Consider the following 23,700-nt stretch of genomic DNA (forward strand, 5'->3'; position numbering starts at 1 on the left):
CCATGCCTGAACATATTCCGCTGCCTGTGGCCTGACAATCCTTGTCAGACGCACGGGCGACCAGTGGTATTGAAGTTGAATGGTTGGTCACAAATCTGGCGCGATCCTTGCGCCGACACTTGCTTACTTGGTGGGGTGCAGTTCTATGGCGACTGCAAAGCCGGCCAGGCGTTGGCTCACCGCGTTAGCCAGTGCTGCCTGATCTGCTGGCAGATAGATGTGGGCGACCTGACCGCGTTTGTCGTCACTGAGTACTTCCACGCGCAGGCGTGCGTCCAACTCTGCCAGCGCAGCTTGGTAAACGCGCGCAATGGCATCGAAGCGCAGCGCTGGTTTGAAGTTTTTACCCACGGCGGTCAGCGGAATGGCGTCGATGATCCAGGCGTCCTTGGGGATCGCCGCGCGCTCGGGAATGTGTTCGGCAGCATGGGCCAATAATTCGGCTTCGCTGACCTGCACGCCGGGCTTGAGTTGCACGTAGACCACGGGCAGCTCGCCGGCTTTCTCATCAGGCTTGCCGACCGCAGCGGCCATGGCTACTGCGGGGTGCTTGTGCAGCGCTTCTTCGATCATCTGCGGGTCAATATTGTGGCCGCCACGGATGATCAGATCCTTGCTGCGCCCGGTCAGCCAGATATAGCCATCGGCATCCACGCGGCCCAGGTCGCCGGTGTTGAACCAATCGCCGTCGACCCAGATGCCGGCATTCTTGCTGCTTTGCAGGTATCCCTTGAACACCGTGGCACCACGGATGCACAGGTTACCGATTTCATTGCGATTGGCCTCTCTTAGATAGTTGCCCTGTTCGTCGAGGATCTTGATGCTCACCTCGCAATAGGGCATCGGCAGGCCGATGGAGCCGGGGCGGCGCTCGCCAGCAGGCGGGTTGGCGCAGCTGCCGCAGGTGCCTTCGGTCAGGCCGTAGCCTTCGATCAGGGTCAGTCCGGTTTTGCTTTCGAACTGGCGGATCAGCTCCACCGGCATCGGTGCGGCACCGCACAGCGCGTATTTCAGCGAGCTGAGGTCATGACCTCAGCTCGGTATCTGCAGCAGGCCGGCGTAGATGGTCGGTACGCCGCTGAAGAAACTGACCTTGTGGCGTTCGATGATCTTCCAGAAATTGCCAATCAGGTTGGGATTGCGATAACCCTGTGGGGTGGCCAGCAGCACTTCGGCGCCGCCGATAAAAGCGGTGAGGCCGGTAACAATCACGCCGTTAACGTGAAACAGCGGCAGGCCGCAGAGGGTGACATCACCCGGCGCGAAGCCGGTGACCAGATTCATGCTGTAGGCCATGGCCACTTCGTTGCCGTGGCTGTGCGGCGCGAGCTTAGGTGTGCCAGTGGTGCCGCCGGTGTGGAAGTAGCTGGCGATGTCATCCGGCGCTATCACGCGGCCGCTTTCCAGGTGATCATCCGGGCAGCTGGCGATCAGTTCATCGAAATCCAACACACAGTCCGGCAATGGCCCGCGCTGCGCCTTGATGGCGCTGCGTTGTGGCTCCGGCAGCAGGTTGGCCATGTCCACACAGATAATCGCCTTGAGCGCAGGCAGTTGCTCGCGCAGGCCTTCGACCTTGGCCCACAGGTCGGTGCCGGGGAAGGGCGCGAGGGTAACCAGCAGCTCGGAATCCGAGGCCTGGATCAGTTCGGCGATATGTTCCGGGTCGAGCAGTGGGTTGATCGCGTTGACGATCCCGGCCGCTTCGCCGCCCCAGATGGTGAAGTGGGTGTGCGGCAGGTTCGGCAGCAGAAACGATACCGCCTTACCTGGGCGTAGGCCCAAGCGATGAAAGGCGTTGGCGGTCTGGGTGATCTTGCCCAGCAGTTGCCCATAACTGAGGCGGTAAGCCGCCTCGTCTGCCGTGCCCTGGAGGATAAACGAGAGTGCCGGTGCATCCGCTTGCCGCGCTGCACTGCGGCGGATCAGCTCATAGGTATTGGCCGGCAGGTCGCGTTCGGCCAGTGGGGTTTGCTCGATCAGCTGGATATCGCACAGGGTCTTGATCGTAGGGATGGCAGGCATAAATGTTTTCGCTCGTAGACAGTCAACTGGTGAACCGTTGCTCCAGCCAATCGGCGATGTCGCGGATTTCCTCATTCACCACTTCGTGGCCCATCGGGTAATCACGCCATTGCACGCTGACGCCAGAGGCACTCAGGTAGTCATGGGCCGCGCGGCCCATGGCCGGCAGAACTATGTCGTCGAATGTGCCATGCAAACACAGGGCCGGCAGTTGTTTTTTTGTATCCGCCAGCTGGATGTCGTCGCTGAAGGTCGGTGCATAGGTCGATAGGGCGATAACTCCGCCGAGGGCGAACTGCCAGCGCAGGAAGGCGGTGTGCAGCACCACCGCGCCGCCCTGGGAGAAACCGGCGAGAACGATGCGCGCAGGATCAATGCCGCTGTCACGCTGCGCTTCGATCAGTGCGATCACTTGCTGCGCCGAGGCTTCCAGCTGCTCGCGGTTGATCGCCCGGGCCGGACTCATGGCCAGAATGTCGTACCAGCTGGGCATGGCGTAGCCGCCGTTAATGGTTACCGCCTGGGTCGGCGCTTGTGGCAGAACGAAGCGGGTGCTGTGCAAGCGCTTCTGCAGCATCTCGGCTACCGGCATAAAGTCGTAGCGATCGGCACCCAGGCCGTGCAACCAAATGACGCACGCGTCTGCGGCAAGTGTGGGCTGAAGAATCAAGGGTTCGCTTATCTGAAGCTCCGCTGTGGTGCGCGCGCGCTGATTTAGTGCGCGAGAAATTTTAGGGGTGGCGATTCTAGAAAGAAGTTGTCGCCAGGGTGCAAGTTTTGCTCTTGACATGTCCGTATGGTGCTCAAAGCGCGGCGCTGGTACGGGCCTTGCTATACACCCTAGAGACTGATGACGTTGCCGGGTCGTGGTAACACTGCCACCAAACTGGGCACGGAGCAGACTGAAATGCCTTTGCTGGCGTTTCACAGGTTCGCCAGGCGCTGCATGCTGTGCGACAAGTCACTTGCTATCTGTCTCTGGCCCATTCAAATAATGGGCGGGTAAGAGTTTATGGCCGCTGGAGCAATCGGCAACTAAACTCGCGCTAAGGTTTGATCCCCGGTTGAGTGTGTTGCTGCCGACACAGTCAACGAGCCCCATAAGGGTACGGTGGTAGAACCGAGACTCCAAACACAACAAAAGCAACTGGAGGTTTTAATGAAGATGGTGAAATCCACATTGGCAGTACTGACCACCGCCGCTGTTCTCGGTGTCAGCAGTTTTGCTCAAGCAGGCGCTACTCTGGACGCGATCCAGAAGAAAGGTTTCGTACAGTGCGGTATCAGCGATGGTCTGCCTGGCTTCTCCTACGCCGATGAGAAGGGTAACTACCTGGGTCTCGACGTTGACGTATGCCGCGCAGTTGCTGCCGCAGTATTCGGTGATGCAACCAAGGTCAAGTACAGCCCGCTGACCGCCAAGGAGCGCTTCACCGCGCTGCAGTCTGGCGAAGTCGACATCCTCTCGCGCAACACCACCTGGACCAGCTCGCGTGATTCGGGCCTGGGTCTGAACTTTGCCGGCGTCAACTACTACGACGGTCAAGGTTTCCTGGTTAACAAGAAGCTTGGCGTTTCCAGCGCCAAGGAACTCGACGGCGCAACTGTCTGCATCCAGGCAGGTACCACCACCGAGCTGAACCTCTCCGACTACTTCCGCGCCAACGGCATGAAGTACACCCCGATCACCTACGATACCTCCGACGAGAGCGCCAAATCGGTTGAAGCTGGCCGTTGCGACGTGCTGACCTCCGACCAGTCGCAGCTGTACGCACAGCGCATCAAACTGGCCGATCCGAACTCCTACGTGGTACTGCCGGAAGTGATCTCGAAAGAGCCACTGGGCCCGGTCGTACGCCAGGGTGACGAAGAGTGGTTCGACATCGTGCGCTGGTCGCTCTATGCGATGGTCAACGCTGAGGAGCTGGGCGTGACTTCGGCCAACGTCGAAGAGCAGGCCAAATCCACCAAGAACCCCGATGTAGCGCGTCTGCTCGGTGCTGAAGGTGAGTTCGGCAAAGATCTGAAACTGCCGAAAGACTGGGCCGTACAGATCGTCAAGCAAGTGGGCAACTACGGTGAGAGCTTTGAGCGCAACGTCGGTACCGGCAGCGAGCTGAAGATTGAGCGTGGCCTCAACGCCCTGTGGAACAAAGGTGGTCTGCAGTACGCACCGCCGGTGCGCTGACCGTCCGTTGCCAGCCATTCGTCCTGAGTGGCTGGCATTGTTCTGATTGATGTGAACCTCATGCCCGCTAATGCGGGCATGAGGGTTCCAAGAGGGCTTCTATGCAAACCACTGCAAATGTCCCGTGCCCCGGTGGATCGGTCTGGACCGACCCCAAGGCGCGTGCCTGGCTATTTCAAATTCTTGCCGTTATCGCCGTTGTGGCGCTCGGCTGGTTTCTGTTTGACAACACCCAGACCAACCTGGAAAAACGCGGGATCACCTCCGGTTTTTCCTTTCTCAATAACAGCGCCGGTTTTGGCATTGCCCAGCACCTGATCGACTACGACGAAAGCAACTCCTATGGGCGTGTTTTCGTGGTGGGCCTGCTCAACACCTTGTTGGTGTCGGTGATTGGTATTGTCCTGGCGACGCTGTTGGGTTTCCTGTTGGGTGTGGCGCGTCTGTCGCCGAACTGGTTGGTCAGCAAACTGGCCACCGTGTACATCGAGACGTTCCGTAATATCCCGCCGCTGCTGCAAATCTTCTTCTGGTACTTCGCTGTGATGCTCTCCCTGCCAGGGCCGCGGCAGAGCATGGGCGTTGGCGAGACGTTCTTCCTTAACAGCCGTGGCCTGTATATGCCGGCACCGAGCCCGGGGGACAACTTCAGTCTGTTTGCCGGTGCGGTGATTGTCGCAATCATCGGCGTGGTTCTGTTGTCGCGTTGGTCGAAGGCACGTTTTGAAGCCACTGGTCAGCTGTTCCCGGTATCGCTGGGAGCGATTCCGCTGTTGCTGGTCTTGCCTGGCCTGGCTGTGCTGTTGGGCGGTAATCCGCTGCAGTGGAGTGTGCCGGAGCTGACGGGCTTCAACTTCCGTGGCGGCTGGGTGCTGATTCCTGAGCTGATGGCCTTGACCCTGGCGTTGACCATCTACACCGCAGCCTTTATCGCCGAGAACGTACGTTCCGGGATCATGGCGGTCAGCCACGGGCAGACCGAGGCTGCGCGCTCTCTGGGGCTGCCCGCAGGCAAGACCCTGCGTCTGGTGATCATTCCGCAGGCGCTGCGGGTGATCATTCCGCCGCTGACCAGCCAATACCTCAACCTGGCGAAGAACTCTTCGCTGGCCGCCGGTATCGGTTATCCGGACATGGTCTCGCTGTTCGCCGGTACGGTACTCAACCAGACTGGGCAAGCGATCGAGGTGATTGCCATCACCATGAGTGTGTACCTGGCGATCAGTATCAGCATTTCCATGCTGATGAACTGGTACAACAAGCGCATTGCGCTGATCGAGCGGTAAGGAGCAGCCATGCAAACTCATACGTTCAAACCTGATCTACCGCCACCCGCGCTCAGCGTCGGTGTGGTCGGTTGGCTGCGCGCCAACCTGTTCTCCAGCTGGTTCAACACCCTGCTGACGCTGTTTGCAGCGTATCTGGTGTGGCTGATGGTGCCGCCGCTGATCCAGTGGGCCTTTATTGATGCCGACTGGACCGGTACCACCCGTGCCGACTGCACCAGCGGTGGGGCCTGCTGGGTGTTTGTGCAGCAGCGCTTTGGCCAGTTTATGTACGGTTTTTACCCGAGCGAGCTGCGTTGGCGCGTTGACCTGACTCTGTGGCTGGCGGTCATCGGTGCTGCACCGTTGTTCGTGCCGCAGATGCCGCGCAAGGCCATTTATGGCCTGGCTTTCCTGGTGGTCTATCCGCTGCTGGCATATTGGCTGCTGCACGGTGGCTTCTTCGGTCTGTCGACCGTGTCCACCAGCCAGTGGGGCGGCCTGATGCTGACCCTGGTGATTGCCGCTGTGGGTATTATTGCCGGCGCCTTGCCGCTGGGCATTCTGCTGGCGCTGGGACGCCGTTCGGATATGCCGGCGATCCGGGTGATCTGCGTGACCTTTATCGAGTTCTGGCGCGGGGTACCGTTGATTACCGTGCTGTTTATGTCCTCGGTAATGTTGCCGCTGTTCCTGCCCGAGGGCCTGAGCTTCGACAAGCTGATGCGTGCGCTGATCGGGGTGATCCTGTTCCAGTCGGCCTATATCGCCGAAGTGGTGCGCGGTGGCCTGCAGGCGATTCCCAAAGGTCAGTACGAGGCCGCTGCGGCCATGGGCCTGGGCTACTGGCGGATGATGGGGCTGGTGATTCTGCCGCAAGCCCTGAAGCTGGTTATTCCCGGCATCGTCAACACCTTTATTGCGCTGTTCAAGGACACCAGCCTGGTGATCATCATCGGCCTGTTCGACCTGCTCAACAGCATCAAGCAAGCCACCACCGATCCGGCTTGGCTGGGCATGGCCACTGAAGGCTATGTGTTCGCCGCGCTGATTTTCTGGATTTTCTGTTTTGGTATGTCCCGCTACTCCCAACATCTGGAGCGCAAGCTGGACACCGGCCACAAGCGTTAGGAGCCACGCCATGAATGAAGCAAGCATGAGTGAAGCAAACAAACAGCCGGTAGCGGCTGCCGGCATGATCCAGATGCAGGGCGTGCACAAATGGTACGGTCAGTTTCATGTGCTCAAAGACATCAACCTGAATGTGCAGGCCGGTGAGCGTATTGTGTTGTGCGGGCCCTCCGGCTCGGGCAAGTCGACTACCATCCGCTGCCTCAACCGTCTGGAAGAGCACCAGCAGGGGCGTATCGTGGTCGATGGCACCGAGCTGACCCACGACCTCAAGCACATCGAAGCGGTGCGTCGTGAAGTCGGTATGGTGTTCCAGCACTTCAACCTGTTCCCGCACCTGACCGTGCTGCAGAACTGCACCCTGGCGCCGATGTGGGTGCGCAAGATGCCCAAGCGTCAGGCGGAAGAGATTGCCATGCACTTTCTCGAGCGCGTGCGTATTCCGGAGCAGGCCAACAAGTACCCAGGCCAGCTCTCTGGCGGCCAGCAGCAGCGTGTGGCGATTGCCCGTGCGCTGTGCATGAAGCCGAAGATCATGCTGTTCGACGAGCCGACTTCGGCTCTCGATCCGGAAATGGTCAAGGAAGTGCTGGATACCATGATCGGCCTGGCTGAAGATGGCATGACCATGCTCTGCGTAACCCACGAAATGGGCTTTGCCCGCACCGTGGCGAACCGGGTGATCTTTATGGACAAGGGCGAGATCGTTGAGCAGAACGAGCCCGACGCCTTCTTCACCAACCCGCAGAACGAACGCACCAAGCTGTTCCTCAGTCAGATCATTCACTGAGTTTCAGTCGCAAATAAAAAGGGAGCCTTCGGGCTCCCTTTTTATTTGCGCATGGGTAGCAGATTCGAGACGGGCTCTTATTTGCTCTCAGGCCATAGGCGCAATGGCTTGCCTTCGGCGGGCCACAGCTGCAGCTGTTCGGTGGCGGAGAAGTCCCAGCGCTCTACCTTGCTCAGGCTGTCGAGAAAGCGCGCTTCCTGCTCCATCAGCGCCGGTGCGCACATCTTGCGGGTGCTGCCGGCGGCGCTGAAACTGAGCTTGTCACCTTCCAGGGTGTAACCGGCAAACCAGTGGTTGCAGCCGGCGTTGCCATAGGCGCGGCCGTCGTCACCCAGGGTGATAGTCAGGTGGCTGCGGTCGATCAGCGGGCGTTCGCCGATCAATTCCACCTGATAGCTGTGCTCGGTTTCCAGCTGAGGTGTTGGTGTGGCGCAGCCCACGAGACCGGCAGCCAGCAGGCTGATAGTCAGTGCACGTTTCATATAGCCTCCTTGTTGATGCATTTCGGGCACAGGTGCTTGGCGTTTTTCGATTGCCAGCCCAACTCCTTGATCCGTGCTTCGGCGGCCTGCGCCTGGGCCTTTTTACCGAGTGCGGCGTCGACGGCGAATTCGAAGTCCAGCTGCGCGTTGCAGCTGTCACAGTTGGCCTGCCAATTGAATATCGCCAGCTCCTTGAAGGCCGGGCCGGTGGCCACGGCGACCCACTGGCCACGCGGGTTGATCAGGTGACGAACCTTGTCGGCCTGCAGGCGCATGGACAGCTCACGGCTGCCCTTGAGGGTAACCAGCAGGGTGTCGCCACTCTGGATTGAGCCGCCATTGCCGGTGACCTGGTAACGGCCCGGTGCCAATGCGCGGCATTCGATCAGGGTGTGCTCGGGGTTGAGCAGGTTGTAGCGAAAGTCGTGTTCAGCCATGGAGCCTCCAAATAGGCCTAAATGCTATCACGCGGCAGGAAGCAGCTGATTGATCGGTGCATTTCCCAGCCAGGCGGCGATATTGTCGCGGGTGGTGCTGGCAATCGCCGCCAATGCTTCGTGGGTTAGAAAGCCCTGGTGCGCGGTAATCAGTACATTGGGGAAGCTCAGCAGGCGCGCCAGCACATCATCCTGCAGCGGCTGTTCGGAGCAATCCTCGAAGAACAGCTCGGCTTCTTCCTCATAAACATCCAGGCCCAGATAGCCCAGTTGCCCACTTTTCAGCGCGCCGATCAGCGCCGGGGTGTCGATCAAGGCGCCGCGCCCGGTATTGATCAGCATCACGCCGCGCTGCATCTGCTGCAGCCGTGCGGCGTTGATCAGGTGGTGAGTAGCGGCGTTGAGCGGGCAGTGCAGGCTGATGATGTCGCTGCTTTCGAGCAGTTGATTCAGCCCCACCTGCCGCGCGCCGGCGGGTAGCTCGGCGATGGGCGCTGGGTCATGGATCAGCAATTGGCAGCCGAAGCCGGCCATGATCCGCGCGAAAGTCAGACCGATCTGTCCGGCGCCGATAATCCCGACCTGTTTAGCGTGCAGATCGAAACCGATCAGCCCATGCAGGGAGAAGTCGCCCTCGCGGGTGCGGTTGAACGCGCGGTGAGTGCGTCGGTTGAGGGTCATGATCAGCGCCAGGGCATGTTCGGCGACGGCATGTGGCGAGTAGGCGGGCACGCGTACCACGGTCAGGCCGAGGGCGTGCGCGGCGTGCAGGTCGACATGGTTGTAGCCAGCCGAGCGCAGGGCAATCAGCCGCGTACCGCCGGCCGCCAGTTGCTGCAGCACTTGGCCGCTAAGGTCGTCATTGATAAAGGCGCAAACCACCTTGTAACCGGCAGCCAGGCCGGCGCTGTCTGGCCGCAGATGGGCTTCCTGAAAACTCAGCTGCCAGTCGTCCGGGAAACCAGCAGCGCGAAAGCTCTGTTGGTCGTAAGGCTTGCTGCTGAACAAAATGATGCGCATGGGGCTCCTTGACGTGTGGCTTCGCAGCGCCTGACTCAGGCACTGACCTGGGCGTGCCGCGCCAATCGGTCGATGGCAGCATCCAGTTCATCCAGGGCTTGCTGGGATGCCGGATCATTCTGTTTCAGCAGGGTTTCGCTGCGCTGGCAGGCTGCACGTAGCTGCGGCACGCCGCAGTAACGGGTAGCGCCGTGCAGGCGGTGTACGCGCTCAATCAGACTGTTGCGTTCGCCACTGTCACGCGCCTGGCGAATGGCTTGACGATCGCCGGGCAGGCCGGCAAGCAGCATGCTCAGCATATCGGCGGCCAGGTCCGCTTTGCCGGCGGCCAGGCGCAGGCCTTCGTCGGCATCCAGCACGCTGAGGTTGTTATGCGTGGCGCTGATGCCGGTGTGTTCGCTGCTCTGGTTGCGCAGGGCCAGGCCGGTCCACTTGAGCACCACCTGGGCCAGTTGGCGTTCGCTGATCGGCTTGGTCAGGTAGTCATCCAGGCCGCTTTGCAGCAGGGCGCGCTTTTCGTTGGCGAGGGCGTGAGCGGTCAGTGCAACAATCGGCGCGGGGCTCTGGTTGCGCTCATTTTCCTGTTGGCGAATCGCTTCTGTGGCCTGACGACCGTCCATACCGGGCATCTGTACGTCCATAAAGATCAGGTCAAACGTCTGCTTAGCGGCTTTCTCCACGGCCTCATAGCCGCTGTTGGCGATGCTGACCTGGGCGCCCATATCGTCCAGCAGGGTTTGCACCAGCAGCAGGTTGGCTGGGTTGTCGTCGACGCAGAGAATCAGCGGCGGGCGGCTCGGGGCGCTTTGCTTGTTTTCCGCACGGTTCAGCCGCGGGCTAACCAGCTCGGCCAGGCCGCGCTGCAGCTTGCGGGTACAGGCGGGCTTGGCCTGCAGTTGGCTGTACGCATCCGGCAACAGGCTGTGATAGAGCGACTGTTCGGTGGTGGGGCACAGCAGCAGGGTTTTGCAGCCTAGGCGTTCGAGCTCCCAGATGCGCTGATCGAGGCGCTCTGGCGGCAAGGTCTGGGTGCTGACGCCGAGCACCGCCAGTTCGATTGGCTGGGCGCTATGTCGCGCTTCGGCCACGGCGCTGAGCAGGCTGTCGAGGTTGTCGAAGCCGCTGACCTGCAGGCCGCAGTCTTCCAGTTGATGTTGCAGCGCCTGACGCGCCAGGTCGTGGTGTTCCAGGGCGGCAGCATGACGGCCCAGCAATGGTGGTCGCGGCAGGTCTTCGGCATCGTCACGCGCCTTGGGCAGGCTCAGGGTGATCCAGAACTCCGAGCCTTCTTCGGGGGTACTGTCGACGCCGATCTCGCCGCCCATCTGTTCGATCAGGCGCTTGGAAATCACCAGGCCCAGGCCGGTGCCGCCGGCCTGGCGGCTGAGCGAATTGTCGGCCTGGCTGAAGGCCTGGAACAGCTCGCGCAGGTCGTCATCGGACAGACCGATGCCAGTGTCCTGCACGCTGATGCGCAGCTGCGCGCGGTCGGCGCTTTCGTCTTCGAGCATGGCGCGAATCACGATAGTGCCGGCGCGGGTGAATTTGATCGCGTTACTCGCCAGATTGGTCAGTACCTGCTTGAGCCGCAGCGGGTCGCCGATCAGCGACAGCGGCGTGTCGCGGTAGACCAGGCTGAGCAGCTCCAGCTGTTTGGCGTGGGCGGCAGGAGCGAGGATGGTCAGGGTGTCCTGCAGCAGGTCGCGCAGGTTGAACGGGATGTTTTCCAGCACCAGCTTGCCGGCCTCGATCTTCGAGAAATCGAGAATCTCGTTGATGATCGCCAGCAGGCTATCGGCGGATTTTTCAATGGTGCCCAGGTAATCCTGCTGGCGCGGCGTCAGTTCGCTTTTCTGCAGCAGGTTGGTGAAACCGAGGATGCCGTTGAGCGGGGTGCGGATCTCGTGGCTCATATTGGCGAGGAATTCGGACTTGATCCGGCTGGCCTCCAGGGCCTCTTTGCGTGCCAGATCGAGCTCGATGTTCTGGATTTCGATGGTTTCCAGGTTCTGCCGCACGTCTTCGGTGGCCTGGTCGACACTGTGTTGCAGTTCTTCCTGGGCGTTCTGCAGCGACTCGGCCATGCGGTTGATGCCCGAGGCCAGTTCGTCCAGCTCATGGCTGCCGAGTGGCGGCAGGCGGGTTTCCAGATGGCCATCCTTGAGCTGGGCGACGCTCTGTTTGATCTGCCGCAGCGGGTCGTTGATGGTGCGACTCATACGCACGGCGAGCAGGGCGGTGACCATCAGCCCGGTGGCAATCAGCAGCAGGCTGGCCAGCAGGCTGCGGTAGCCGCTGAGCAGGGTGCTGTGGTGGGACAGCTCCAGCTCGACCCAGCCAAGCAGCCGAGTGCCAGGTTCCTCAGTGGCTTTGCCGGTGATGCTCAGGTGCTGCTGATACACCGGCAACAGAAAGAGCGTGGCGTTCTGGTTGCTGTTCTGCGCGGGTTGCGGCTCGCCAGCTGCCGGCGAGGGGTTAAGCATGCTCGGCCCAGCATGGGCCAGGGTGGTGCGCTCGGCGGCGAGAAAACTCACGGCGCGCACATCCGGCTGATCGAGTGCCTGGCTGGCAATGCGCTGCAGCACCTCGCTGTCGCCGGCATGCAGCGCCGGTGCGGCCAGCGGCGCAAGTTGCTCGATAATCATCTGCCCGCGCTGCAGCAATTGCCCCTGCAGATCGGACAATTGCACCCAGGTGAAATAGCCGCCCAACACCAGCGCCAACAGGCTGGTGGGCAGCAGGGTGAGCATGAGCACACGACCTTTGATGCCTAAATCCTTTAACACGCGCTGCCTCCTTGGGTGATGTTTTGGCAGTGTAGCGATTCAGCCGGAGAGAATCTGTAGGTGAGTGCGGTGTGGTTAGTAGGTAGAATTATTCTCATTTGAGTCGGTGAATTGTTCGTGCTCACTTGTTCCCGCCCAGCCGCGCGGATTCTTGCGGTTGAAGATGACCCGCTGCTGGCCAGCCATTTGCTACAGCACCTGCAGGACAGCGGTTACTGCGTCACCCTCAGTCGCGATGGCCGTGAAGGGCTGCGACTGGCAGCCGAGGGTGATCTCGATTTGGTCCTGATGGACTCCTGCTGCCTGGCCTCAGTGGCTTGGAGGCCCTGCAGAGGCTACGTGAGCAGCGCGGTGTGCCGGTCATTCTGATGTCGGCGTTGGGCGGCGAGCAGGACCGGATTGCCGGTTTCAGCCAGGGCGCGGATGACTACCTGCCCAAGCCGTTCAGCATGGATGAGCTGAAAGTGCGCATCGAGGCGGTATTACGGCGGGTGGCTTATGAGCGGCGCGAATTTACTGCTCCGGGGCTGGATCCGCAGTTGCAGTTTGACGATTCGCGCACGGATGTGTGTCTGCGCGGGCAATGGGCTGATCTGACCCAGACCGAATTTCGCCTGCTTGAGCTGTTCGTGCGCCATCCGGAAGGCTTGATGACCAAGGCCTTCCTCTACCAGCATGTGCTGCGCCGCGCCTATTCGCGGCACGACCGCAGCCTGGACATGCATATCAGCCATATCCGACGCAAGTTGCTGGCCCTTGGTTACAGCTCCGGGCGCCTGGAAACCGTGTGGGGAAAGGGCTATCTGTTCACCCGTGAGGGCCTCTGAAGTATGCCCGGGCGCCACTCACTGTTCTGGCGGCTGGCTTTGCTGGTTATGGCTTTCTGCCTGCTGATCATCTGGGTCAGTTGGTCCTGGGGTGGGCGCATCGAGTTTCGCGGTTATCTGCTCAGCGAGGCGGCGCAGCAGCAACTGCTCGACTATGCCGGCGAAGCCGAGCAGGCCTGGCGCAGCGGCGGTGCCGAAGGCGTCGAGCGCTGGCAGACGCAGATGCAGCAGCGCGAGTCGGTTTGGCTGACGGTGGTCGGGCGCGATTTGCGTGCGCTGGGTACGCGCGCCCTGAGTCTTGAGGAAACCGAGCGTCTTACCGCCATGCGCCGTATCGACTGGCCGATGAGCAAACGCGCCAATGGCCTGCCGGTAATTGCCTTGCCATTTCCGCTGCAGCCGCTGGATGGCCAGCTGGTTATCGAGTTACCGGAGCGGTTTTTGCCGCAGGGTTTTACCTGGCGCGCCCAGTTGCTGGTGCACGGCCTGTTGCCCTGCGGGCTGGCGCTTTTGCTCTGTGCCTTGCTGTATCGCCTGCTGATTACCCCATTGCAGCACCTGCGTGAACAGGCCAATGCCCTGCGTGCAGAGCAGCTCAGTGTGCGCATGGCCAGTCAGATCAGTATCCGCCGGGATGAGCTGGGTGAGCTGGGCCGCGCTTTTGACCATATGGCCGAGCGTCTGCAGGGCATGCTCAGTCTGCAGCGTCAGCTACTGCGCGATCTTCCCCATGAATTGCGTACGCCCCTGAGCCGCTTGCGGGTGGCCTGTGAAAGTGGTCTGGATGCCGAGTCGCTGCGTCAACGTCTGGAACGTGAAGTCGGCGGCATGCAGCGCCTGGTCGATGACACTCTGGAGCTGATCTGGTTGGGTACGGAGCGTCCGCAACCACCGCTGGAGCCGATCAACCTGCCATCACTGTGGGCATTGCTGGCTGAGGATGCCTGCTTTGAAAGCGGCTGGCCGCAAGCCCAGCTGCGTTGCCTGTTACCTGAGGACTGCTGTGTGCGCGGGCATCTCAATGGGCTGGCGCAGGCGCTGGAAAACGGTTTGCGCAATGCCATTCGGCATTCACCCTCTGGCGCAACGATCAGCCTGGATGGGCGCTTGGAGCAGGGCGATTGGCTGTTCTGGCTGGAGGATCAGGGCGGTGGTGTTGCGGCAGCACAGTTGGAGCAGATGTTCTTGCCGTTTATTCGTCTGTCTGCAGATCGACCGGGCGGTGATGGTTTTGGTCTGGGCCTGGCGATTGCTCGCAGCGACATGCAGATGCAGGGCGGAGCAATTTGGGCCGAGAACACGGGTGAAGGTTTGCGCCTGAATTTCCGGTTGAAAAGTGTATAGATTGTAAATGATCTTTACTGACAAATAAGAATTAGTATCATCTGCGCTGTTCCCGCGTACGGGTCGGGTTAGCGCAGTGCTTTGCTGTCAGCGCCTGAGCCTGGATGCGGACCATTCGCCACAGGAGAGGGTGTTCATGCAGTCGCGATTCATGCTCAGTCATCTATCATTGGCCGTCGTTGCGGCCAGTCTTTCCCCCTGCACGCTGTTTGCCGCCGAGGTGGTGGATGCCGAGGTGGATGCTCTGAGTGCAGCCGCCGAGCCCGCCGATGCGATCAAGCTCAAGGATGCTGTGGTCACCGCCAAGCAGGAGCTCAAGCAAGCGCCAGGCGTATCGATCATTACCGCTGAAGACATCAAGAAGCGCCCGCCGGCCAATGATCTCTCCGATGTGATTCGCCGCGAGCCAGGAGTTAATCTGACCGGCAACAGCACCAGTGGCAGCCGGGGTAACAACCGCCAGATCGACCTGCGCGGCATGGGCCCGGAAAACACCCTGATTCTTATCGATGGTCGTCCTTCCAGCTCGCGCAACGCCGTGCGATATGGCTGGACCGGTGATCGCGACACCCGTGGCGAAACCAACTGGGTGCCGGCTGAAGAAGTTGAGCGTATCGAAATTCTCCGTGGTCCGGCCGCCGCACGTTATGGCTCGGGGGCCATGGGCGGGGTGGTGAATATCATCACCAAGCGGCCGACCGAGCAGCTGCGTGGCTCGGTCACCCTGTACGCGATCCAGCCGGAAGACGACGCCGAAGGGGCCGGCCAACGCGCCAACTTCAACCTCAGCGGTGCCTTGAATGACAGCCTGGCCTTCCGCCTCTACGGTGGTGCCAACAAGACCAATGCCGATGATGCGGATATCAATGCCAATGACATCGCCGCCGTAGGGAGCCAGGTGGCGGGCCGTGAAGGCGTGCGCAACAAGGACATCAGTGGCCTGCTCAGCTGGCAGTTGAACCCCGCCCATAGCCTGGATCTGGAAGCCACTTACAGCCGTCAGGGCAACATTTACGCCGGCGACACCATGCTCAACGGTGGTGGTGCGTTCGTGAACCAGCTGTATGGCAAGGAAACCAACATTATCCAGCGCAGCAGCTATGCCTTGACGCATAACGGCGAGTACGACTGGGGCAGCTCCACTGCTTCGCTGGCCTACGACTACACCCGTAACGAGCGCCTCAATGAAGGTTGGGCCGGAGGGGGCGAGGGTGCGCCGGCGGAAGGGGCTGGGGTGTTTATGTCGCGCCTGCGCAACACCCGTGGCAATGCCGAAGTCAACTTGCCGCTGGAGATGGGCGCGCCGCAGGTGCTGACCCTGGGCGGCGAATACCTGTATGAGAGTCTGAATGACCCCGGCTCCCTGCGCGCGCAAACCTGGGACCCAGGTGTCGGCGGTGTGCCGGCGATTCCGGGTTTTGACCGCAACCAGACCAAGACCACCGCGCACAGCTTTGCCCTGTTTGCCGAGGACAATATCGAGGTAGGTGAGCGCACTATAGTTACCCCTGGGCTGCGCTATGACGACCATGAAGAGTTTGGCGGCAACTGGAGTCCGAGCCTCAACGCCTCCCATGAACTGACCGACGAGCTGACCCTCAAAGGCGGCATCGCCCGGGCCTACAAGACCCCCAACCTGTATCAGTCCAACCCCAACTACCTGCTCTACAGCATGGGCTTTGGCTGTAACGCGGCAGAAGCCAACGCCGGTGGCTGCTACCTGATCGGTAATCCGGATCTGGAGCCGGAGACCAGCATCAACAAGGAAATCGGCCTGGCTTTGGACAAAGGCACTTGGCGTACCAGCGCGACCTACTTCCGCAACGACTACAAGAACAAGATCGTTTCCAGCAACACGGCGGCTTTCCGCCTGGCGAACGGTCGTCGTGTGCAGAACTGGGAAAACTCCGGCAAGGCGGTGGTCGAGGGGGTTGAAGGCAACCTGTTCGTCACCCTCAGCCCGACGCTGGAGTGGAACACCAACTTCACCTACATGATCGAGTCCAAGGATAAGGACAGCGGCGAGCCGCTGAGCATCATCCCCGAGTACACCGTCAACACCAGCCTGGACTGGGCCGCCACCGAGAAGCTGTCGCTGCAGGTCAGCGGCACCTACTACGGCACTCAGGAGTCCCCGAGCTACAACGCCCGACGCAACGTGGCGATCGACAGTCAGGCACAGAAGGACATCGATCCCTACGGCCTGATGGGCGTCAGCGCCGGCTATGCCTTCAATGAGCAGTACAGCGTGCGCATGGGTATCAACAACCTGTTCGACAAACGCATCTACCGCGAAGGCAACGCCACCGAAGCCGGTGCCAATACCTACAACGAAGCCGGGCGTGCCTACTTCGCCTCGGTCACCGCATCCTTCTAGGTCATCGTGCTCCTTACCCGTTACTACGGCGGGTTTCGGCTCCGCCAGGCGTGTCCTGGCGGAGTCTTTTCAGTGCAGGAAAACGCTTAATGCAAGTGTGGAATCAGGGGTATCTGGCCGAGTTGCCCTATCCCCATCATGTGCAGCCGCAATTGGCGCCCAGCTGGCTGGTGGCGCTGCAGACGGCCCTCGGCCAGCGAGCTGGCAACCTGCAGGCGGGCTTTCGCTACTGCGAGCTGGGCTGTGGGCAGGGCCTGAACAGCCTGCTGTTGGCGGCCAGCAACCCGGCGGGGCAGTTTGTGGCGGTGGACTTCAATCCGCAGCACATCGAGCATGGCCGGCGTCTGGCGGCGGCTGCGCAGCTGAGCAATATCGAGTTTGTGCAGGCCGATTTCACCGAGCTGCTCGCGCAACCGGGCGAGGGTTATGACTTTATCGTCGCCCATGGGGTGTACAGCTGGGTGGCGCCTGCGCAGCGTGCGGCCATCCGTGGCTTTGTCGAGCAGCGCCTCAAAACCAATGGACTGCTGTGCCTGGGTTATATGTGTCAGCCCGGCATGGCGCCCTTGGCGGCGGCTCAGCGGTTTATCTGGCAACACGCGCAACACAGTGAAGGTTCACCGCCGCAGCGTGTGCAGGCGGCTCTGGAGGCATTGCAGGCCTTGCAACAGGGCGGCGCCGGCTATTTTGTCGAGCAGCCTGAGATGGCCCGGCTGCTGGCGCGCAGCGCCGAGCAGGGGCTGGATTACCTGGCCCATGAACTGTTGTGTGAGCACTGGCAACCGCTGCAGGTGGCCGACGTCATGGCAGAGTTTGCCAGCCTTGGCTGTCAACTGATCGGCAGCGCCATTCCACTGGAAAACATCGATGCAGTGTCGCTGCCCGGTAACTGCCTGGCCGCGATTCAGGGCCTGACGGATCCGGCGCTGCGGGAAACCGCCAAGGACCTGGCACGCAACCAGGCCCAGCGCAGTGACTTGTACCAACGCGGCGATCAGGCCTTGTCGGCCACGGAACATCGGCAAGCCTTGCTGGACAGCTGTTGGGCACTGTTGCCCGCAGCACCGGCACCGGCACCGGGGGCGGTGGAGTTTTCAACGCGCATTGGCCCGTTGCAGGGCGCTGCCGAGTTGTATCAACCCCTGTTGCAGGCCCTTGGCGAGGGGCCGCAGAGTTTTGCCGAACTGGCGCGGCGGCCCGCCCTGACGGCGCAGGTTGGCCAGCTCAGTGGCGCCTTGCAGCTGTTGACCTGGGCGGGCTATGCCCATCCGCTGCTGCACGCGTCGGTGGATGTCACCCGCTGCCAGGCGCTTAACCGTCTGCTGGCTGAGGGGACGTTGCAGGGCGTTGGTTACGCACACCTGGCCGCGCCAAGCCTGGGCGCGAGTGTGTCGGCAGACATGCTGGAAATGGCCGCCGCCCGCGTGCTGCTGGAGCATCCGCAGTTACGCGGCACCTTGCTGAGTGAAACCATTCAGGCGCTGCTGCGCCGTTATGGCCTTGGCGTGGAACAGGTTGTCGAGCGCGTGCAGCACTTCGAGCAACGCACCTTGCCCAGCTGGCAAGTACTGGGAGTATTGCCATGAAGCGCTGCTGGTTATGGTGGCCTTGCCTGCTCTGGCTGAGCGTAGCGAGCGCTGCGGATTATCCCGGTTACCAACGGCTTGAGCCGTTTCAGGTGCAGTCGGCAGATGCCCAGCGCAGCTATCAGGTGCAGTTGCTGGTACCGGCGCGTGCGGCACCGGTCAGCGGTTTTCCGGTGCTTTACCTGCTTGATGGCCATGCCGCGCTGGCGGCGCTGGAAGCGCAATGGCTGGCCGAACTGGAGGCGGGTACGCCGCCGCTGCTGGTATTTATCGGGCATGCAGGAGGGAAGCCCTTCAATGTGCCGGCGCGCACCCTCGACTACACCCCGGCACGCCGCGATGGTCAGCCGATGCAGGCGTTCAACGGGGTGCAGGGTGGCGGTGCTGCGGTCTTTCTGGCTTTGCTCGAGCAGCGCATCAAGCCGCAGGTGGCCGCGCTGCAACCGGTTGATCCGGCGCAACAGGCGCTCTGGGGGCATTCGTTCGGCGGGCTGTTCGTGCTCAATGCCCTGTTCACCCAGCCGGCCAGCTTTAGCCGCTACATCGCCGCCAGCCCGTCGCTGTGGTGGCAAACCGGGCTGTTGCTGGAGACTGAGCGTGACTTTGCCGGGGGCCACTGCCCAGCTGTTGATCGTGCGCGGCAGTGACGAAGGCCTGCCCGGCCATGCCCGACCCGGCGTCGATCCGGCAGTGCTGGAACAGCGGCGCAAGGCCATGGCCGCGGTTCCGGCCGATGCCGCGCGGCAGATGGCCGAACGCCTGGCACGCTGGCCGGGCTTGCAGGTGAACTATCAGGAATTTGCCGGCTTGGGCCATGGACCGATGCTGGCCGCGTCCTTGCGGCCGGCATTGCGCATGGCGGCCGGCTTGGCGCAGGAGGGACGCGATGAGTAAGGCCGGAGAAACAACCCTGGCGTGGCCGATCTGTTCACGGGTGCTGGCCGGGCTGCTGGGCGGCTATGTGTTCACCTACGCATTGACCGCCGCCCTGGCGCAGCTGTTGCCGCTGGACCGGGTGGACGCGCTGCTGATCGCCAGTTTGCTGTCATTCACCTTCTACACCCTGGCGATTCTCTGGGCGTTTGCCGCACGCAGCACCTGGCGCGCCTGGGCGGTATTGCCAGCCGCTGCGCCGCTGGTGCTGATCGGCTTCTGGCCACACCTGCTGGAGCGCCTGGCATGAAACAGACCCTGACCCAATCCATGGCCTGGCTGCACACCTGGGGTGGCCTGCTGTTCGGCTGGCTGCTGTTCGCCATCTTTCTCACCGGCAGCCTGGCGGTGTTCGACCAGGAGATCGATCACTGGATGCAGCCGGAGATCAAGCAGACGTCGGTCAGCAGCGCTCAGGCTGTCGAGCACGCCGTGGCTTATCTGCAACGCCAGCATGCCGATGCCAGCGCCTGGAACATCAGCCTGCCCAGCGAGCGCATGCCCGCCTTGCGGGTGACGGCGGGTGATCGGCGCTCGGGCATCAGCACTTACCTGGATCCACTCACCGGTGAGCCCTTGGTGGTGCGCGACACAGCCGGCGGTACATTCTTCTTTCGTTTCCACTACAGCCTGAGCATGCCACGTAATCCGGGTATCTGGATTGTCGGGTTGGCGGCGATGGCCATGCTGGTGGCGCTGATCAGCGGCATCATCATTCACAAGAAATTCTTCAAGGAGTTTTTCACCTTCCGCCCGAACAAGGGCCAGCGTTCCTGGCTCGATGCACACAATGCCAGTGCAGTGCTGCTGTTACCGTTTCACCTGATGATCACCTATACCGGTCTGTTGATCTTTGCCCTGATCTATATGCCGGCGGCGCTGGACAGTCTCTATAACGGTGATTTTGCGGCGTTCTACCAGGAGCATATTGACGTTCCAGAAGAGCATCATGCGGTTCAGACCAGCCAGGCCCGCTCACTGATCTGGCTCCGCTGCTGGCCCAGGCTGAGGCGCGTATGGGGCCGCTGAGCGGTGTGGTGATTGAGCACCCAGGACGCAGTGATGCGCGTATTGAAATGCGCCGGGTGCTGGGTAACCGCATCGCTCTGACCAAGGGCCACAACATGGTCTTCGATGGGGTTACCGGTGAGCTGCTGGCCGGACCACCGGAGCTGCGCCCCACTGTGCTGGTGCAACGGGTGATGTTTGGCCTGCACTTTGCGCAGTTCGGCGGCTACCCGATGCGCTGGTTGTACTTCGTTTGCGGCTTGCTCAGCAGCGCCATGATCGCCACCGGGCTGGTGCTGTTTACCGTCAAGCGGCGGCGAAAATACGCCAGTGAAAGTGCGCTAGGACAACAGCTCTATCGCCTGGTGGAAAGCCTCAACGTGGCGACGGTCGCTGGCCTGGCCGTGGCCTGTATCGGCCTGCTGTGGCTCAACCGCCTGTTGCCAGTTGAGCTGGCCCAGCGTGCCGGATGGGAGCTGCGCGGCTTCTTTGCAATCTGGCTGCTGAGCCTGCTGCATGCCTGGCTGCGCCCGCGCCTGCAGGCCTGGTGCGAGCAGCTGAGCCTGGCGGCGCTGTTGTGCCTGGGCTTGCCGCTGCTCAGTGCAATCAGTGACGGCCAGGCCTGGGGCGACAGCATGCGCCTGTGGCTGGAGGTGACGGTGGTCGCGCTGGGCCTGCTGCTGGCCTGGAGTGTCTGGCGTTTGCGTCAGCCACAGGTGCAACACAGCGAGCGGCGAGTGCGGCACGCACAGGCGCAGGTGAGTTGACATGATGACGGCATTCTTGGGCAGTCTGTTGCTGGCCTACAGCAGCATGCTGGCGCTGTGTCAGGGCCTTGAGCGGCACTACAAACAGGTCTGGGGCAGGGCGCCGACGCTGCTGCAACGCCGCGTTCTGCGTGGTAGCGGCTGGTTGCTGCTGGCGGCCAGCCTGTGGGGCTGTGCGCAAGCCTGGGGTTGGGCGATGGGCCCGGTGGGCTGGTTCGGCATGCTGTCGCTGAGCGGCTTTGCCCTGGCGTTGCTGTTGCCCTATGCACCTCGTCTTGCGGTGTACGCGCCGGTGCTGGGGCTGCCGTGCTGGCTGTTGCTGTACGCCCTGGTGGGGTAATTTTGCTGCCGTGTAGTGGTGTTCGCTGATATGGCCGGGCGCAGTTTGCCGTTATCATGGCGGCCTTCTTTGCTTCTGGATCATCTCGTTCGCCATGAGCCCGCATTACCCAACCATCGCCGATTGCATCGGCAACACCCCACTGGTGCGCCTGCAGCGCCTGCCGGGCAACACCAGCAACACCTTGCTGTTGAAACTGGAAGGCAACAATCCGGCCGGTTCGGTAAAGGATCGTCCGGCGTTGTCGATGATCACTCGCGCCGAGCAGCGCGGCGACATCCAGCCCGGTGATGTGTTGATCGAGGCCACCAGCGGCAACACCGGCATCGCCCTGGCCATGGCTGCGGCGATCAAGGGTTACCGCATGGTGCTGATCATGCCGGACAACTCCACCGCCGAACGCAAGGCGGCGATGACTGCCTACGGCGCGCAGCTGATTCTGGTCGGCGGTATGGAAGAGGCCCGCGACCTGGCCCTGCAGATGCAGGCCGATGGCAAGGGCAAGGTGCTCGACCAGTTCGCCAACGGCGACAACCCGATTGCCCATTACACCAGCACCGGCCCGGAAATCTGGCAGCAGACGGGCGGGCAGATCACCCATTTCGTCAGCTCGATGGGCACCACCGGCACCATCATGGGTGTCTCGCGCTTTCTGAAAGAGCAGAAGCCCGAGGTGCAGATTGTCGGTTTGCAGCCGATGGAAGGCGCGGCGATTCCCGGTATTCGGCGCTGGCCGCAGGAGTACCTGCCGAAGATTTATCAGGCCGAGCGGGTGGACCGCATCATCGATATGGGTCAGCAGGAAGCTGAAGACATGATGCGCCGCCTGGCGCGTGAAGAAGGCATCTTCTGTGGGGTGTCCTCTGGAGGCTCGGTGGCGGCGATGCTGCGCCTGTCCCAGGAAGTGGAGAACGCGGTGATGGTGGCCATTATCTGTGATCGTGGCGACCGTTACCTGTCCAGCGGCGTTTACGACGCCCCCGGTACGGATGGCCAGAGCAACTGATGGCCAAGAAAGACGGCGGTCTGCGCTTTCAACCCAGCGGTGGTTCCCGCGCGCCGCAAGTGCCGGTGGGCAAGAAACAGAAACTGGCGATCGAGCGCCAGGCCAACGATGGCCGCGGCATCGCGTTCAATGAAGGGCGTACCTGGTTTGTCAGCGGCGCACTGGCCGGCGAGCAAATCGAAGCGCGGGTGCTCGGTGCCCACGGCAAGGTGGTCGAGGCGCGTGTCGAGCGCATTCTTACGGCCAGTGCCGAGCGACGCAGCGAAGCCTGCGCGCATGCCAAGGTCTGTGGTGGCTGCAGCCTGCAACATATGCCCCACGCCGATCAGCTTGCCCTGAAACGGCGCATGCTCGCCGAGCAGCTGAGCCGCTTGGCCAATCTTCAGCCGCAGGAATGGGCCGCGCCGCTGGTCGGCCCGGAGCTGGGTTATCGCCGCCGCGCGCGCATTGCCGTGCGCTGGGACAACAAAGCCAAGCGTCTGGACGTTGGTTTTCGCGCAGCGGCCAGCCAGGACATCATCGCCATCGGCGATTGCCCGGTGCTGGTACAACCCTTGCAGCCGATCCTGCGCGCATTACCGCAGGTGTTGCGTGAGCTGGATAAACCCCAGGCCATTGGTCATGTCGAGTTGTTTAGCGGCAGCTCCAGTGCTGTGCTGATAAGGCATACCGCTGCGTTGAGCGAAGCAGACCTGGCTCGCTTGCAGGCGTTCTGCACCGCGCAGGAGGCGCAGTTGTGGTTGCACGGCAGCGCCGAGCCGCAGCCGTATGACCCAGCGCAGCAGCTGAGTTATCGCCTGAATGCTTTTGCTCTCGACCTGGCTTACCGACCTGGCGATTTTGTCCAGGTCAATCAGCCGGTGAATGACGCCATGGTTGCGCAGGCGCTGGACTGGCTGGCACCGCAGGCCGATGAGCGGGTGCTGGATCTGTTCTGCGGTCTGGGTAATTTCGCCTTGCCGCTGGCCCAGCGGGTGCGGGAACTGGTGGCGGTGGAGGGCGTGCAGGCCATGGTTGAGCGCGCCGCTGAGAATGCCGCGAGCAACGGCCTGGGCAATGCGCACTTTTTCCAGGCCGACCTGTCCAACTCGCTGGCTGACGCTGGCTGGGCGCAGGGCGGTTTTGCTGCCGTGCTGCTGGACCCGCCGCGTGATGGCGCGCTGCATGCGGTCAAGCAAATGACGACGCTTGGCGTCAAACGGGTGCTGTATGTGTCGTGCAACCCGACAACCCTGGCCCGCGACAGCGCCGAGTTGCAAGCGCAAGGCTATCGGCTGGAACGTGCCGGTATCCTCGATATGTTTCCGCAAACCGCGCACGTCGAAGCGATGGCGCTGTTTGTCAGGCAGTAGATAGAAGCGCCGGGATACGGCGGCAGGTGCTTGGTT

General features: G+C 61.8%; 18 protein-coding genes and 3 pseudogenes. 15 read left to right on the forward strand and 6 right to left on the reverse strand.

The window, feature by feature from the left end:
- Positions 1–123: 123 nt before the first annotated feature.
- Together BLW24_RS17670 and BLW24_RS17675 are read right to left on the reverse strand one after the other, a co-directional pair.
- Positions 124–2,025 (reverse strand): annotated as a pseudogene (locus tag BLW24_RS17670) (acyl-CoA synthetase).
- Positions 2,026–2,047: 22 nt separating this feature from the next.
- Positions 2,048–2,707, reverse strand: a complete 660-nt coding sequence (locus BLW24_RS17675) for an alpha/beta hydrolase (protein ID WP_090387785.1) — start codon at positions 2,705–2,707, stop codon at positions 2,048–2,050.
- A 477-nt stretch (positions 2,708–3,184) separates the two neighbouring features.
- Here BLW24_RS17675 and BLW24_RS17680 point away from each other — a divergent pair, with 477 nt between their 5' ends.
- The 4 genes from BLW24_RS17680 (at position 3,185) to BLW24_RS17695 (ending at position 7,399) form a co-directional block, all read left to right on the forward strand.
- Entirely contained in the window at positions 3,185–4,213 is a 1,029-nt protein-coding gene (locus BLW24_RS17680; RefSeq protein WP_090384964.1) for an amino acid ABC transporter substrate-binding protein, read from the forward strand.
- Between the two features lie 101 nt (positions 4,214–4,314).
- Entirely contained in the window at positions 4,315–5,499 is a 1,185-nt protein-coding gene (locus BLW24_RS17685) for an amino acid ABC transporter permease (protein WP_090384969.1), read from the forward strand.
- A gap of 9 nt (positions 5,500–5,508) precedes the next feature.
- Positions 5,509–6,609, forward strand: a complete 1,101-nt coding sequence (locus BLW24_RS17690) for an amino acid ABC transporter permease (RefSeq protein WP_090384974.1) — start codon at positions 5,509–5,511, stop codon at positions 6,607–6,609.
- Between the two features lie 25 nt (positions 6,610–6,634).
- A complete protein-coding gene (locus BLW24_RS17695) occupies positions 6,635–7,399 on the forward strand; it encodes an amino acid ABC transporter ATP-binding protein (RefSeq protein ID WP_090387786.1) in 765 nt (254 codons plus the stop codon).
- Between the two features lie 77 nt (positions 7,400–7,476).
- Here BLW24_RS17695 and BLW24_RS17700 read toward each other — a convergent pair whose 3' ends face one another.
- The 4 genes from BLW24_RS17700 to BLW24_RS17715 are packed head-to-tail and all read right to left on the reverse strand — an operon-like array spanning position 7,477 to position 12,124.
- Positions 7,477–7,881 carry an META domain-containing protein gene (locus BLW24_RS17700; RefSeq protein ID WP_090384979.1) on the reverse strand — a complete coding sequence of 135 codons (405 nt, stop codon included), beginning with the start codon at positions 7,879–7,881 and terminating at the stop codon, positions 7,477–7,479.
- Positions 7,878–8,318, reverse strand: a complete 441-nt coding sequence (locus BLW24_RS17705) for a hypothetical protein (RefSeq protein ID WP_090384982.1) — start codon at positions 8,316–8,318, stop codon at positions 7,878–7,880. The genes BLW24_RS17700 and BLW24_RS17705 overlap by 4 nt, the downstream gene beginning before the upstream one ends.
- Before the next feature lie 27 nt (positions 8,319–8,345).
- Positions 8,346–9,338 carry a 2-hydroxyacid dehydrogenase gene (locus BLW24_RS17710; RefSeq protein ID WP_090384991.1) on the reverse strand — a complete coding sequence of 331 codons (993 nt, stop codon included), beginning with the start codon at positions 9,336–9,338 and terminating at the stop codon, positions 8,346–8,348.
- Positions 9,339–9,373: 35 nt separating this feature from the next.
- Positions 9,374–12,124, reverse strand: coding sequence for a response regulator (locus tag BLW24_RS17715; protein ID WP_090384994.1), 2,751 nt, complete (start codon positions 12,122–12,124; stop codon positions 9,374–9,376).
- Positions 12,125–12,241: 117 nt separating this feature from the next.
- Here BLW24_RS17715 and BLW24_RS17720 point away from each other — a divergent pair.
- The 11 genes and pseudogenes from BLW24_RS17720 (at position 12,242) to rlmD (ending at position 23,664) form a co-directional block, all read left to right on the forward strand.
- Positions 12,242–12,951: pseudogene (locus tag BLW24_RS17720) on the forward strand (response regulator transcription factor).
- Between the two features lie 48 nt (positions 12,952–12,999).
- Positions 13,000–14,295, forward strand: a complete 1,296-nt coding sequence (locus BLW24_RS17725; RefSeq protein ID WP_276326444.1) for a sensor histidine kinase — start codon at positions 13,000–13,002, stop codon at positions 14,293–14,295.
- Positions 14,296–14,431: 136 nt separating this feature from the next.
- A complete protein-coding gene (locus BLW24_RS17730) occupies positions 14,432–16,672 on the forward strand; it encodes a TonB-dependent siderophore receptor (RefSeq protein WP_090385006.1) in 2,241 nt (746 codons plus the stop codon).
- 89 nt (positions 16,673–16,761) lie between these two features.
- On the forward strand, positions 16,762–18,258 hold the full coding sequence (locus tag BLW24_RS17735; RefSeq protein ID WP_244161192.1) for a class I SAM-dependent methyltransferase: 1,497 nt from the start codon (positions 16,762–16,764) through the stop codon (positions 18,256–18,258).
- The gene (locus tag BLW24_RS17740; RefSeq protein ID WP_090385012.1) at positions 18,255–18,905 is read left to right on the forward strand and encodes an alpha/beta hydrolase; all 651 of its coding nucleotides are present in this window, start codon (positions 18,255–18,257) and stop codon (positions 18,903–18,905) included. The genes BLW24_RS17735 and BLW24_RS17740 overlap by 4 nt, the downstream gene beginning before the upstream one ends.
- The gene (locus BLW24_RS17745) at positions 18,856–19,152 is read left to right on the forward strand and encodes a hypothetical protein (RefSeq protein WP_139272693.1); all 297 of its coding nucleotides are present in this window, start codon (positions 18,856–18,858) and stop codon (positions 19,150–19,152) included. The genes BLW24_RS17740 and BLW24_RS17745 overlap by 50 nt, the downstream gene beginning before the upstream one ends.
- Positions 19,145–19,441 (forward strand): DUF3649 domain-containing protein, encoded by a 297-nt coding sequence (locus tag BLW24_RS17750; protein WP_090385027.1) that lies wholly within the window; start codon positions 19,145–19,147, stop codon positions 19,439–19,441. The genes BLW24_RS17745 and BLW24_RS17750 overlap by 8 nt, the downstream gene beginning before the upstream one ends.
- Positions 19,438–20,966, forward strand: a pseudogene (locus BLW24_RS17755) (PepSY-associated TM helix domain-containing protein). The gene BLW24_RS17750 and the pseudogene BLW24_RS17755 overlap by 4 nt, the downstream one beginning before the upstream one ends.
- Position 20,967: 1 nt before the next feature.
- Complete coding sequence (locus BLW24_RS17760; protein ID WP_090385033.1) at positions 20,968–21,306, forward strand: DUF3325 domain-containing protein; 339 nt, start codon at positions 20,968–20,970, stop codon at positions 21,304–21,306.
- Positions 21,307–21,400: 94 nt separating this feature from the next.
- Positions 21,401–22,312, forward strand: a complete 912-nt coding sequence (cysM, locus tag BLW24_RS17765; protein ID WP_090385036.1) for a cysteine synthase CysM — start codon at positions 21,401–21,403, stop codon at positions 22,310–22,312.
- Complete coding sequence (rlmD, locus tag BLW24_RS17770) at positions 22,312–23,664, forward strand: 23S rRNA (uracil(1939)-C(5))-methyltransferase RlmD (RefSeq protein WP_090385040.1); 1,353 nt, start codon at positions 22,312–22,314, stop codon at positions 23,662–23,664. Before cysM ends, rlmD begins: the two co-directional genes overlap by 1 nt.
- Positions 23,665–23,700 lie beyond the last annotated feature (36 nt).

The sequence above is a fragment of the Pseudomonas anguilliseptica genome (assembly GCF_900105355.1).
Lineage (GTDB): Bacteria > Pseudomonadota > Gammaproteobacteria > Pseudomonadales > Pseudomonadaceae > Aquipseudomonas > Aquipseudomonas anguilliseptica.